Genomic DNA, 12,137 nt, shown 5'->3' on the forward strand with positions numbered 1-12,137 from the left:
GGGGCCTACAAGGCCAGGTCGGTAGGATCGACTCTCGACGCATACTGCTCGAGCTACGAACGGAGAGGTACCCAAGTGGCACTCGTCGTCCAGAAGTACGGAGGCAGTTCCGTCGCCTCCGCCGAGCGCATCCGGCGCGTGGCAGAGCGGATCGTCGAGACCAAACGCGCCGGCAACGACGTGGTCGTCGTGGTCTCCGCCATGGGTGACACCACCGACGAGCTGCTCGACCTCGCCAACCAGGTGTGCCCGGCGCCGCCCGCCCGCGAGATGGACATGCTGCTCACCTCGGGTGAGCGGATCTCCAACGCGCTGGTCGCGATGGCCATCCACTCCCTCGGCGCGCAGGCCCAGTCGTTCACCGGCTCGCAGGCCGGCGTGATCACCACCAGCCGGCACGGCGCCGCGAAGATCATCGACGTGACCCCGGGCCGCGTGCAGGCCGCGATCGACGACGGCAAGATCGTGCTGGTCGCGGGCTTCCAGGGCGTCTCGCAGGACACCAAGGACGTGACCACGCTGGGCCGCGGCGGCTCGGACACCACCGCCGTGGCGCTGGCTGCGGCGCTCAACGCCGATGTCTGCGAGATCTACACCGATGTCGACGGCATCTACACCGCCGATCCCCGCATCGTGCCCAACGCCAAGCACCTGGAGAAGGTCTCCTTCGAGGAGATGCTCGAGATGGCTGCGTGCGGCGCCAAGGTGCTCATGCTGCGCTGCGTGGAGTACGCGCGCCGCTACAACGTTCCCGTCCATGTGCGCTCGTCGTACTCGACCAAGCCCGGCACCATCGTCAACGGCTCTATGGAGGACATCCCCGTGGAAGAGGCAATTCTCACCGGCGTCGCCCACGATCGCAGCGAGGCGAAGATCACCGTGGTCGGCCTGGAGGACAAGCCGGGCTACGCCGCCCGCGTCTTCCGCGCCATCGCCGACGCCGAGATCAACATCGACATGGTGCTGCAGAACGTCTCCAAGGTGGACACGGGCCGCACCGACATCACCTTCACCCTGCCGCGCGAGCTGGGCCCGCTGGGCGTCGAGAAGCTCGAGGCGCTGCGCCAGGAGATCGGCTTCGACTCCGTGGTCTACGACGATCACGTGGGCAAGGTCTCGCTGGTGGGTGCGGGTATGAAGAGCCACCCCGGCGTGACCGCCACCTTCTGCGAGGCGCTGTCGGCGGCCGGCATCAACATCGAGCTGATCTCCACCTCGGAGATCCGGATCTCGGTGCTGATCCGCGACACCGAGCTCAACGACGCGGTCAAGGCGCTGCACGACGCCTTCGGCCTGGGCTCCGACGAAGAGGCCGTCGTGTACGGCGGAACGGGGCGCTAGATCATGGGTGTACGCGTAGGAGTCGTCGGCGCCACCGGTCAGGTGGGCGCCGTGATGCGGCAGCTGTTGCTGGACCGCAACTTCCCGGCGGACGAGGTGCGGTTCTTCGCCTCGTCGCGCTCGGCCGGCAAGAAGCTGCCCTTCGGTGACCGCGAGATCGTGGTCGAGGACGCCGAGACCGCCGATCCCACGGGCCTGGACATCGCGCTGTTCAGCGCCGGCGCCACCATGTCGCGCGTGCAGGCGCCGCGGTTCGCCGCCGCCGGTGTCACCGTGATCGACAACTCGAGCGCCTTCCGCAAGGATCCCGATGTGCCGCTGGTGGTCTCGGAGGTGAACCCGGAGCAGGTCAAGAACCTGAAGAAGGGCATCATCGCCAACCCCAACTGCACCACGATGGCCGCCATGCCGGTGCTCAAGGTGCTGCACGACGAGGCGGGCCTGCAGCGGCTGATCGTCTCCACCTACCAGGCGGTCTCGGGTTCGGGCCTCGCCGGTGTCGAGGAGCTGGCCACGCAGGTGCGGGCCGGGGTCGACGGTGCCGAGAAGCTGGTGCACGACGGTTCGGCCGTCACCTTCCCGGAGCCCGTGAAGTACGTGGCGCCGATCGCCTTCAACGTGGTCCCGCTCGCCGGTTCGCTGGTGGACGACGGCACGGGGGAGACCGACGAGGATCAGAAGCTGCGCAACGAGTCCCGCAAGATCCTGGGCCTGCCCGAGCTGCTGGTGTCCGGCACCTGCGTGCGCGTGCCGGTGTTCACGGGACACTCGCTGTCGATCAACGCCGAGTTCGGTGCGCCGCTGTCGGTTGCCCGCGCGCAGGAGCTGCTCGCGGACGCGCCCGGTGTGAAGCTGGTCGAGGTGCCCACGCCGCTCGCGGCCGCCGGCGCCGACGAGTCGCTGGTCGGGCGCATCCGCCAGGACCCGGGCGTGCCCGAGGGCCGCGGCCTGGCCCTGTTCATCAGCGGTGACAACCTGCGCAAGGGTGCCGCCCTGAACACCGTGCAGATCGCGGAGCTGCTGGTCTAGCCAGCCCGCGTTCCGGCCCGGCCGGCGACGCGAGGTCGGCGGTCGGTGCCGATCTCGATCAGATGCGCCGCAGGTGCGGCCACAGCTGGGACCAGGGCGCGCGGACGTGGCAGAGGCGGATGTCGACGTCGGTGGACGCGGTCGGCATGCCGATCCGGTAGTCGAACTTCCGCAGCGTGCGCGCTTGATCGCACATGTCGTCCTGCAGCGCGGCATCGGAGCTGATCACGCGGAGCACCGTGGTCGCCGAATCCGAAGGCTGCCCGAAGTATCCGTACCCGCGGTTCGGGCTGTACACGGGCGGTAGGCCCGTGCCGTAGTAGGCCAGCGCGGAGGCCTGCCAGTACGACCCCGTCACGATCGCCTGCGGCCGTTCGGCCTCGGGCAGCGATGCCAGTGAATCCTCCACGGCCCGTGTGAGTTCGGGCCACCCGAACTGGCCGTACACGGAGATCTGCATGCCGGCCTCCATGATCGACTGCGGCTCCTTGATCTCCGATTCCGGGGTGAACGGCAGGCTCACCACGATCGAGCCGACGGCCAGGATCGACAGCGGCGCGGTCAGGGCCAGACGCAGTCGCGGTTTCGGCACCGCCTCGAAGGCGACGGCGCCGGCGGCGATGATCACGGGCAGCATGCCGCCGGGGTAGTACGGCCGCCCGGCGGTGATGATGAAGACGATCACCAGCAGCACGAACGCGGGCGCCAGGAATCGATACGGCCGCAACCGATCCGACCGCATCAGGGCGTAGAGACCGTAGAGCAGCAGGAGGGCACCGAGCACGCCGGCGGTGAGCAGCAGGATGGGAACGAACAGCAGGCGCCCGCCCGCGTACTGGCTCTCCTCCGCCACCTGTTCGGTGAGCTGCAGGTAGGGCCAACCGCGTTGCGCCTGCCAGATCAGCGCCGGAATCATGGTGACCACGGTGAACACCCCGCCCGCCCACAGCGCGGGCCGACGCACGAGATCCTTCGGGCCCCAGATCGACGAGGCCACGATGACGCACACCCAGAAGATCGGGATCAGCCACTTGACCTGCATATCGACGGCGGTCACCACACCCGCGGCGAACAGCAGCCAGTCCTGCCGGGTGCGCACCCACCGCACCACCAGCCAGGTGATCGCCACCCACAGCGGGGTGTCGATCGCGTTGGTGGCGAGCAGCGAGGACTGCAGCAGCAGGAAGGTCGACGTGGCGTACGCCCCGGCGGTGAGCGCTTGGGCGAACCGTCCACCGCCGAGCTCGCGGGCGATCAACGCCGACAGCAGGATTCCGGCGATCGTCACGATCACCGAGGGCAACCGGAACAGCACCAGGGAATCGCCCGGCATGGCATCGCCCAGCAGTGCCAGCAGCGGCAGGATCGGTCCCTGATCGGCGTAGCTCACCGAGAGGTGATGCCCGGCGCTGATGAAGTACAGCTCATCGCCGAACAGGTGGTAGCGGCTGGCACCGAAGGCTGCGGCGATCGCGCTGAGCACCAGGATCGGGATGAGGTACGCCCATGCGATCGGTGCGGGTGGGGCGGGTGCGGCCTGATCGCTGGTGCGAGATGCGGTGTCAGTCATCGGTTTCCTCCGGCTGCGCGGTGGTCGTGGAGTTCGGCGGCGCGGGCAGCACCGCGGCGAGGTACATGCGGACCATCTGGTCCGCGTGGGCATCGATGTCGAATTCGGGGTCGCGAGCGGCGTGCCCGGCGGCACCGTCGATCGAATCGCGGATCAAGCGGGCCATCACCAGCGGGTCGAACTCGCCGAACTCCCCCGACTGCTGCCCCGACCGGAGGATGTCGCGGACGGGAGCGACCATCGCGTCCTCACCATCCGAGGGCCCGAAAGCGGGCGTACCGTCCGCGTTCCGCAGGTTGGGTACCACCTCGATCATGGCAGCCAGGAAGCGCTGATTGGCCTGGATGAACTGCAGGTTGGTAGCGATGTAGGTACGCAGCGTGCCGGCGGCGGTCTGCTGCTCGGCCAGAAGCGGACCCATGAATTCGGCGCCGGCCACGAAGAGCTGGATCACCACCTGGCGCATCAGCTCGTCCTTGCCGTCGAAATGGTACGAGATGACGCCCTTGGAGACGCCCGCCTGGCGGGCGATGCGGGCCAGGGTGGCGCGGCCGTAGCCCTCGTCGGCCAGCACCTCGACCGCCGCCGCGATGATCTGCCGGCGGCGGGCCTCCTCGATGAAGGACCGCGGTTGGCCGCTCGACTCATTTTCTGGCCGCATGGTCAGAAATTAGCACGGCGGGTCAGGTGAAGGGAAGAGGAGCGAACGAAAACGGGGCCCTCCGTGGTGGAGGGCCCCGTTCCGGGCTGCAATGTGTGGCTTGTGGCGGATTACGCCTCGGTGGTGCGAGCCGGGCGCGAACGCAGCTCCTCGTCCAGGCGCAGCAGGCCCGGGCCGTCACCGTCGATCAGCTTGAGGCGACCGACGATCTCGCTGACCGTGGCCTCCTCCTCGACCTGCTCGTTGACGAACCACTGAATCAGCGCCTTCGAATCGATGTCGTCCGTGGCCGCGCGGTACAGGGCGCGGATGGAATCCGACACCCGGCGCTCGTGCTCCAGGGCCGCCTCGAAGACGTCGAGAACGGTGGCCACATCGACCTTCGGTGCGGCCGAGGCGCCGATCTTCGGGTGGTTGCCACGGTCCGACAGGTGATCGATCCACTTGTTGGCGTGGACGATCTCCTCATCGGCCTGATGACGCAGCCACGCGGCGATGCCGGGCAGGTCGCGGATCTCCATCTCGATGGCGAGCTGGCGGTACACCAGCGACGCTTCGAACTCGAGGGTGATCTGATCGTTGAACTTCTCTTCGAGTGCGTCCGTGAGCTTCATGGGAACGACTGTAGAGCGATCCGACCTGCCTGGCAACGCAGGCAAGGCGACCCTTCTTGCAGGTCAGGGCCTATTTTCTTAGGTTAGCCGTGCCCCGCTTAGCCACGCCTATCGCAACATCGAGCACGATGAAAGCGAGCAGTGAGACGCCGAGCACCGGCAGGAACCATCCGATGAACGCCACCGCCAGGACCGCCGGAATCGCATGGGACGGATCGACTTTCCGCAGCGACTCGCGCGCGGGTGGCTTCGGCAACCCGCCCGAGCGCGGCCTGCGCTGCCACCACATCAGGTAGCCGCGCACGATCACGACGCTCAAAAGTGCTGCGAAAGCAACCAATGCGATCTGGTTGAGCAGACCGAACTGCCATCCCATGTGCGTGTTGATCAGCAACTCGGTGAGCTTGGCCATGAGCGGCCACGAGGCGAAGGCGAGCACCGTGACCACCTGCCCGGTCTCCGGATCGACCGTCGCGGAATCGATGCCGAACCGCCACGGTTGCCGGGTCTGCGCCACCGTCATCGCGACCGACGGATCGGCCGGGATCGAGATCTGAACCGCACCGTCGACGCCCCGGCTCGCCGCGGCCGCGACGGCCGTGTCGAGCGCGGCGACGTTGCGCGCCCGCGTCTGTGCGGCGACCTCCGGGCTGACCGGCGCGGCCACCGGTGCGGAGCTGCCGTGGTCGGCGTGCTCGCCGCCGCCGGCCGCCGTGGCATCCGGTTGGAGCGAGGTGGAGAGCGCGGGTTTGGTCCAGCTGAGCTCGGTGCGCAACTGAGCGATGTTGTCGCCCGCGTACTTCGACCAGGTGAGTCCCGTTGCGGAGAAGAAGAGCAGGCCCAGCAGCAGCCAGGTGCCGATCACCGCGTGCCGGTTCATCGCGCCGCCCCGGCCCTGGAGCGAGCGGTCGTAGGAGAGCATCTTGCGGACGTTCCCGCGGCGGGCCCGCCACCACAGGTAGAAGCCGCCGAGGGCCACCACCCACAGCCACGACGCCGCCAGCTCGCTGTAGAACCGACCGACGCTGCCCAGGTGCAGATCCACGTGGAGCCGGTCGATCCAGAACCGGATCGGCAGTGCCTCCACCGATCCGTACACGGGCAGCGCGCCCTGCACGCGGCCGGAGGCCGGGTCGACGAAGACGGCGAGATCGCGATCGTCGGTGAGGGCCGGGTCGGTGAACAGCACGCGGGTGGTCTTGCCCGCCTCCTCGGCGGGGCGGATGCCCTTCACGATGAGGTCGGGCTTCGCCGCCTGCGCCGCCGCCACCTGGACGGTGAGCGGTTGTGCGGGACCGGAGGTGGCCGCGGTGAGTTCGTCGGCGTACACGAACCGTTCCACGGTGGGGGCCGCCGCGTAGAGGCCGCCGCTGATGGCGGCGATCAGGATGAACGGGCCCACCAGGAGCCCGGCGTAGAAGTGCAGCCGCATGATCGCGGCTCGCCACCCCGGCCGTTTCGGCGGGGTGGACTGCGGCGGCGCGGGATCGGCCGCCGAATCTGTCAAGGACATAAGGAGTTTCACCTCACGATAGGTGTGCGCGCACGCACGGGGGCTCGGCCGGCGGTGCCGGTCCGAGTGGGAAGGGGTGAGGTCTCAGGCGGGTGGTGCGCGCAGCGCGCCGTGGCAGGTCAGCACGGACAGCGGCCGGGTGCGGAACTCCCACACCCGATGGACGACGGTGCGCCGCACGCTCAGCCACGCCGCGCGGACGGGCCGCAGCGTCGCGACCGCCAGTCGGAGCGCCCTCTCGGCACCCGCGATCGCCAGGCCCGCCACCACTGCGGCGGCGAGGTGGGCCAGTCCCATCGACGGGGTGAGCGCGAGGTGTCCCATCGTGAGGCCGAGCGCGAGGTGCCCGCCGAGCTGACCGAACAGCACCATCGCGCCCGCGGCCACGGGGCCGGCGGCGCGCGGCCGGGCGGCGAGCGCACCGATGATCGCGCACACCCCGGCCAGGAGCAGCACCGAGGTGAGCGGGATCGCCGGTCCCATCGGCATTCCGGCGTCCGTGCCCATCGCCGCCATGTCGTGACCCGGCATCGCGGTGGGCATGACGTGGCCGGGCATGGTTGTGGGCATCGCGTGGCCGGGCATCGAGTGCGCGCTCATCGCGCCTCCCGCCATCGTGCCTTCCGCCATCGGGTGTCCGGCGGGCGCGGGAGCGGGCATCGAGCCGGCCATGGCGACGATGTGCGCGGTGAGGCTGGCCGCGAAGGAGGTGCCGCCCACGAACACACCACGGGCCGTGGCGGCGGGGTGGGCGGGCCAGAACATGGTCGAATACTACTCCCTGTAGGGGACGGTCTCCGAACCGGAATCGGCAGGTCAGACGGTTAGCCGCGGGCCGCGGCGACGAAGGCGCGGATGCGCGCCGGATCCTTCACCCCGGGCGCCGATTCGACACCACTGGACACGTCGACCCCGGAGGGGCCGAAGGCGGCGGCGAGCTCGGCGACGTTGCCGGGGGTGAGCCCGCCGGCCAGGAGCCAGAAGGCCGACGGTGGCACCGGGAGATCCGCGGGATCGAACGGGACGCCCGAACCGGGATCGGTGGCGTCGATGAGCAGGCGCTCCGGCCAGTCCCGGCCCGCCTCGGTGTAGCGGGTGGCCGAGACGGCGCGCAGCACGGCGAAGCCCGCCTCCGTGACCCGGTGGAAGTGATCGTCGGGCTCGTCGCCGTGCAATTGGACGGTGCCGACTCCTGCGGCGCGGGCCAGTCGCAGCACCTCGTCGATCGGCTGGCGGCGGAACACACCGACGGTCTCCACGCGCTCGGGCACCCGTGCGACCAGCGGTGCAGCGGCCGCGGCATCGATCAGGCGCACACTGCCGGGGGCGAAGACGAAGCCGACGGCGTCGGCGCCCGCGTCCACCGCGGCGTCGACCGATTCGACAGTGCGCAAGCCGCAGACCTTGACGAACATGCGCCCGATCCTAGAAGGGGGAGGGATCAGAAGGGCTGGCCGGGGATCGATCCGGGCGTGCCGGCCGGCGCACCCGGGACCGGGGTGTGAGTGGGGATCGGCATGGTGCAGGGCGGGAAGCCGGGGTTGTACGGCGGGTTGCACAGCTGCATCACGCAGTTCTTGCCGTTCCAGAACGGCGTCTGTCCGGGCGGGCACTGCTCCAGCGCACTCGCGGTGCCGGTGCTCGCGACGAAGCTCGCGGAGAGGACGCCGAGCGTGGCGAGGCCTCCGGCGACGGTGCGGCGGACGGTCGAGCGACTGGACATGCGAATCCTCCCGAAGTGAACTGTTGTTTCACACTATCAATTCACCGTGGGCTTGCAAAGTGCGTCAGGGCAGGTCGCCGCCCGCGCCTCGGAGGAACGCGCCACTCACCGCCACTGCCGGAGCCGAACTCTCGCCCGAGACCACCAGGGTGGCGAAGGCCAGATCGCCGACGATGCCCGCGAACCAGCCGTGCGCGTGCGTGTTGTCTCCGAACTCGGCCGTCCCGGTCTTGCCGCCGAGCCCCGGGATATCGCGCAGCGCGGTCGCGGTGCCCGCGGTCACCGTCTCGCGCATCGCCGCCCGCAGCGCGTCCGCGACCCCCGGATCGATCCGCTGCGGAGGGACGTCCGCCGTGGCGGGCTCACCGTCGAACAGCGCGGGCCGGACGGTGCCGCGCGCCGCGAGACTGGCCTCGACCACTGCGAGACCGAAGGGGGAGGCGGTCACCCGGCCCTGGCCGATCGACTCCTCCACCCGCTCGGCATCGGACCGTGCCACCGGCACCGCACCGGTCACCGTGGTGGCCCCGGGGAGGGTGAAGTCGACACCCAGGCCGAAGGCCCGCGCCGTCTCGGTGAGCTGGTTCTCGCCGAGCTTGGTGCCCAGCCCGGCCATGGTGGTGTTGCAGGAGCGTGCGAAGGCGGTGTGCAGCGGCACCGTGCCCAGGGCGAATTCGTTCTCGTTGGGAATGGTGCGGCTGCCGAAGGTGGCCTTGCCCGGGCAGGGGAGCATGGCGTTCGGGGTGGTGATCCCCGAGCCGAGTGCCGCGGCGGTGGTGATCGTCTTGAAGGTCGATCCCGGGGCGTACAGACCGGTCAGGGCGATCGGGCCCTGTTTATCGGCGGCGGGGTTCTGCGCCACCGCCAGAATGCCGCCGGTCGAGGGCCGGATCGCCACCAGCATCGTCGGCCGGCTCTCGCCCGCCACGGCCGCGTTCGCGGCGCGCTGCAGCCCGGCATCGAGGGTGGTGCGCACCGGCTGCGGTGTCTTTCCGGGGAAGGATTCGATGTGCCGCACCGCATTCCCGGCGCCGTCCACCAGGTTCACGCCCGCACCCGCGGCATCGTCGACCACGCTGCGCCAGCGCTCCTCCAAGCCCTTGCCCACCGGGGTGCGGAGCGTGGGGGCCGCGGTCAGCAACCGGCCCTCCTCCCGGGCGCGGACGCCGGGGATCGAGGACGGATCGCCGACCCGCTTCGCATCGTCCTCGCGCAGGGAGATCACCTGCACCGCACCGGACTTGCCCGCGATCGCGGCGCGGATGCCGGCCGCCGTCACGGACCTGTCGACGGGGGCCAGGCGGGCGGCGAGGGCATCGGCGGAATCGCCCCGATCGGCCGCCAGGGTGACCACCGTGACCGTCTGCCAGGTCATCAACGGGCTGTTCTTCCGGTCCAGAACCGGTGTCCGGTAAGACTTCTCATCGGAGTACAGCAGTCGCGACCCGGCGGTGGACTCGGGGTGGATCAGGCTGGGCGCCCAGGTGATGGTGCCGCCGGACGCGGTGACCGGCGCGGAGTAGCGCAGCGTGCGGTTGCGCGGCAGCGACCACGACCAGTTCAGGGCGGGGGAATCGCCGTCGCGGCCCGCGGCCACCGTCGGCGTCGCGGTGCCCATGCCGTCGAAGGAGGCCTGCAAGGCCGGTCGCGCCGCCGCGGGATCGGAGGTGAGCTCGGCGGCGGCGTTCGCGTCCCGCGCGGACAGTGCGGCGGCGAACTTCGCCACGGGATCGTCGGCCGAGCACCCGGCCGCCGCGGCGACCAGGGCCGCGGACACGGCGAGGGTGAGGGAGCGGCGCAGGAGCATGCCACCAGTGGACCCGCCGCGGGCCATAGCGAGCAAAGTGCGACGCCGGGGGTTTCGATAGCGGTTCGCTATCACTCCAGGTAGATGGGTGTGCGAAGCGCGCCGACGGCGAGCGCAGCCACCCGCCCGATGGCCGCGTCGACCCGGGGCAGGGTCGGATCGTTGCGCGCGGCGTGGGTGAACACCGCTACCGCGACCGGCCGCTCCCCGGGATAGGTGACCACGCCCGCCTCGTTGCGGAGCGCACCCAGGGTGCCGGTCTTGCCCGCGATCTCCGCTCCCGAGCCGAAGCCGGAGGCGATCCGGTGCCGGAAGGCCTGCCCGGCCAGTGCCGATCGCGCGAACGCGCAGCCCTCCGGCGAGGCGGCGGCATCCGACCAGATCGCCGCGAGCAGAGAGGTGACATCGGCCGGGGTGGTGGCGCTGCCGAAGGTCGGATCGTACGCCCGCACCGGGCGCGACAGATCGTCGTCGGCCAGCGCCGCGAAGGCCTCGGCGACGGTGCGCGTGCCCGTCTCCGCCATCAGGGCCGCCTGGATCTCGGCATCGCCGCCGGCGATGGTGGTCGCCGTCAGTCCCAGCCCCCGGGCGGTGCGCTGCACCTCGTCGAGCCCGACCAGGGTGAGCAGGGCGCCGGCGGCCGCATTGTCGGAGACCGCCATCATCGACCGCAGCAAATCGCGCACGCTCAGCTCCACCGGATCGTCGAAGGTCGCGATACCGGTGGGTCCCGGTGTGGCCGTGCGCGGATCGACCACGACCCGCGCCCGCGGATCCAGGCGCCCCGCGTCGAAGGCCCGACAGGCCGCCACTAGCAGCACGATCTTGTACACCGACGCGGGAACCACGGGCTCGTGGCCACCAATCGACAGTGCGGCGTCGCCACCCACCACCCGTGCGTGCAGCCATCCGTTGCACCCGGCGTCGGCGAAGACCTCCGCGATCGCGGAGGCCGGATCGTCCGTCACCGGCTCAACCGCCATAGTGTCGACTCCAACCGCGCGACATCGCGGTGATCGCGCCGGCCCAGCACGCGCACCCGCAGCGGGAAATCGGGCGCCGCCCGCCGCGCGGTTCCCGGCGGCGTGGGACCACCGGCCGGGACCAGTGCGAAGGCGAGTCCGGCCGCCACCGCGGCGTGGGTGGCGGCCTCCGTCTCGGAGATCCGCGGCTGCGCCGTGATCCCCCGGGCGGTGAGCCGGTCGAGCAGCAGATCGGCCGCGGGCGGGTTCGCCGCGCGCGGCGGCATCGCCACCTGCAGAGCCGAGAGCTCGCGCAGGCGCGGCGAGCGGAAGTCCTCCGGGACCAGGAAATCGCGCGGCAGGGCGATCACCGGGCCCGACGGCGCACCGTCGGACAGCACCGGATGCTCGACCACCGCCGCGTCCAACAGGTCCTCCGCGACCGCCCGCGCGAGCTGCGGAGACGGCCCCGCGGACAGGGTGAGCGGATCGGGATCGTCGCGCAGCCCCGCGCCGCACGCCGTGGCGGTGGCACCGTCGAGCGCATCGCACAGCGCCACCCGGCGCTGTCCGGTCCCCGCGCCGAGCCGGGCCGCCTCGGCGACGAAGCGGTCGGCATCGCCCACCATGACCCGGGCGCGGGGGAGCAGCTCGCGCGCCGCGGGCGTGAGGTCGGCGCCGCGGCGACTGCGGTCGATAAGGGTGACCCCGAGTGCCTCCTCCAGGCGCCGCAGCCCGGCCGAGACCGGTGGCTGGGTGATCCCGAGCCGGTCCGCCGCGCGCCCGAAGTGCTGCTCCTCGGCCACCGCGACGAAGAACCGCAGGTGCCGGATCAGATCCATGGTGCGGAGTGTAGCGGCGCCCCGCCGACCTCGGACGACGCTGAACCCCACGATCGAGCCCGTGAATTCGCGTAC

The 12,137-nt window shown here is 70.8% G+C and carries 12 protein-coding genes; 2 read left to right on the forward strand and 10 right to left on the reverse strand.

The annotated features are described in order from the left end of the window. Positions 1-75: 75 nt before the first annotated feature. On the forward strand, positions 76-1,341 hold the full coding sequence (locus ABD108_RS17075) for an aspartate kinase (RefSeq protein WP_220657406.1): 1,266 nt from the start codon (positions 76-78) through the stop codon (positions 1,339-1,341). A gap of 3 nt (positions 1,342-1,344) precedes the next feature. Beyond that, positions 1,345-2,370: an aspartate-semialdehyde dehydrogenase gene (locus ABD108_RS17080; protein WP_343930896.1), complete on the forward strand. Its 1,026-nt coding sequence runs from the start codon at positions 1,345-1,347 to the stop codon at positions 2,368-2,370. Between the two features lie 58 nt (positions 2,371-2,428). On the opposite strand, the gene ABD108_RS17085 is transcribed toward ABD108_RS17080, so the two are convergent. The 10 genes from ABD108_RS17085 to ABD108_RS17130 form a co-directional block, all read right to left on the reverse strand. Beyond that, positions 2,429-3,940 carry an ArnT family glycosyltransferase gene (locus tag ABD108_RS17085; protein ID WP_343930897.1) on the reverse strand — a complete coding sequence of 504 codons (1,512 nt, stop codon included), beginning with the start codon at positions 3,938-3,940 and terminating at the stop codon, positions 2,429-2,431. After that, positions 3,933-4,601: a TetR/AcrR family transcriptional regulator gene (locus ABD108_RS17090; RefSeq protein ID WP_305112373.1), complete on the reverse strand. Its 669-nt coding sequence runs from the start codon at positions 4,599-4,601 to the stop codon at positions 3,933-3,935. Before ABD108_RS17090 ends, ABD108_RS17085 begins: the two co-directional genes overlap by 8 nt. Positions 4,602-4,711: 110 nt before the next feature. Then, positions 4,712-5,215, reverse strand: a complete 504-nt coding sequence (locus ABD108_RS17095) for a ferritin (protein WP_220657410.1) — start codon at positions 5,213-5,215, stop codon at positions 4,712-4,714. 70 nt (positions 5,216-5,285) lie between these two features. Next, the gene (locus ABD108_RS17100; protein ID WP_220657411.1) at positions 5,286-6,728 is read right to left on the reverse strand and encodes a PepSY-associated TM helix domain-containing protein; all 1,443 of its coding nucleotides are present in this window, start codon (positions 6,726-6,728) and stop codon (positions 5,286-5,288) included. An 84-nt stretch (positions 6,729-6,812) separates the two neighbouring features. Further along, positions 6,813-7,493: a hypothetical protein gene (locus tag ABD108_RS17105; protein WP_343930898.1), complete on the reverse strand. Its 681-nt coding sequence runs from the start codon at positions 7,491-7,493 to the stop codon at positions 6,813-6,815. Positions 7,494-7,552: 59 nt separating this feature from the next. Then, positions 7,553-8,143 carry a phosphoribosylanthranilate isomerase gene (locus tag ABD108_RS17110; RefSeq protein WP_343930899.1) on the reverse strand — a complete coding sequence of 197 codons (591 nt, stop codon included), beginning with the start codon at positions 8,141-8,143 and terminating at the stop codon, positions 7,553-7,555. A 26-nt stretch (positions 8,144-8,169) separates the two neighbouring features. Next, a complete protein-coding gene (locus tag ABD108_RS17115) occupies positions 8,170-8,451 on the reverse strand; it encodes a hypothetical protein (protein WP_220657414.1) in 282 nt (93 codons plus the stop codon). Between the two features lie 64 nt (positions 8,452-8,515). Next, positions 8,516-10,258 (reverse strand): penicillin-binding transpeptidase domain-containing protein, encoded by a 1,743-nt coding sequence (locus ABD108_RS17120; RefSeq protein WP_343930900.1) that lies wholly within the window; start codon positions 10,256-10,258, stop codon positions 8,516-8,518. A gap of 71 nt (positions 10,259-10,329) precedes the next feature. Continuing rightward, a complete protein-coding gene (locus tag ABD108_RS17125) occupies positions 10,330-11,226 on the reverse strand; it encodes a serine hydrolase (protein WP_425579791.1) in 897 nt (298 codons plus the stop codon). Then, positions 11,223-12,062, reverse strand: coding sequence for a LysR family transcriptional regulator (locus ABD108_RS17130; RefSeq protein ID WP_343930902.1), 840 nt, complete (start codon positions 12,060-12,062; stop codon positions 11,223-11,225). The genes ABD108_RS17125 and ABD108_RS17130 overlap by 4 nt, the downstream gene beginning before the upstream one ends. Positions 12,063-12,137 lie beyond the last annotated feature (75 nt).

It is taken from the genome of Tsukamurella strandjordii (assembly GCF_039525985.1).
GTDB classification, from domain to species: domain Bacteria; phylum Actinomycetota; class Actinomycetes; order Mycobacteriales; family Mycobacteriaceae; genus Tsukamurella; species Tsukamurella strandjordii.

Excerpts from the sequence above, each read along its gene's own strand:
- ABD108_RS17120 (WP_343930900.1), bottom strand. The coding sequence starts at position 10,258 with ATGCTCCTGCGCCGCTCCCTCACCCTCGCCGTGTCCGCGGCCCTGGTC.
- ABD108_RS17110 (WP_343930899.1), bottom strand. The coding sequence starts at position 8,143 with ATGTTCGTCAAGGTCTGCGGCTTGCGCACTGTCGAATCGGTCGACGCC.
- ABD108_RS17080 (WP_343930896.1), top strand. The coding sequence starts at position 1,345 with ATGGGTGTACGCGTAGGAGTCGTCGGCGCCACCGGTCAGGTGGGCGCC.
- ABD108_RS17085 (WP_343930897.1), bottom strand. The coding sequence starts at position 3,940 with ATGACTGACACCGCATCTCGCACCAGCGATCAGGCCGCACCCGCCCCA.
- ABD108_RS17095 (WP_220657410.1), bottom strand. The coding sequence starts at position 5,215 with ATGAAGCTCACGGACGCACTCGAAGAGAAGTTCAACGATCAGATCACC.
- ABD108_RS17090 (WP_305112373.1), bottom strand. The coding sequence starts at position 4,601 with ATGCGGCCAGAAAATGAGTCGAGCGGCCAACCGCGGTCCTTCATCGAG.
- ABD108_RS17105 (WP_343930898.1), bottom strand. The coding sequence starts at position 7,493 with ATGTTCTGGCCCGCCCACCCCGCCGCCACGGCCCGTGGTGTGTTCGTG.
- ABD108_RS17115 (WP_220657414.1), bottom strand. The coding sequence starts at position 8,451 with ATGTCCAGTCGCTCGACCGTCCGCCGCACCGTCGCCGGAGGCCTCGCC.
- ABD108_RS17130 (WP_343930902.1), bottom strand. The coding sequence starts at position 12,062 with ATGGATCTGATCCGGCACCTGCGGTTCTTCGTCGCGGTGGCCGAGGAG.
- ABD108_RS17100 (WP_220657411.1), bottom strand. The coding sequence starts at position 6,728 with ATGTCCTTGACAGATTCGGCGGCCGATCCCGCGCCGCCGCAGTCCACC.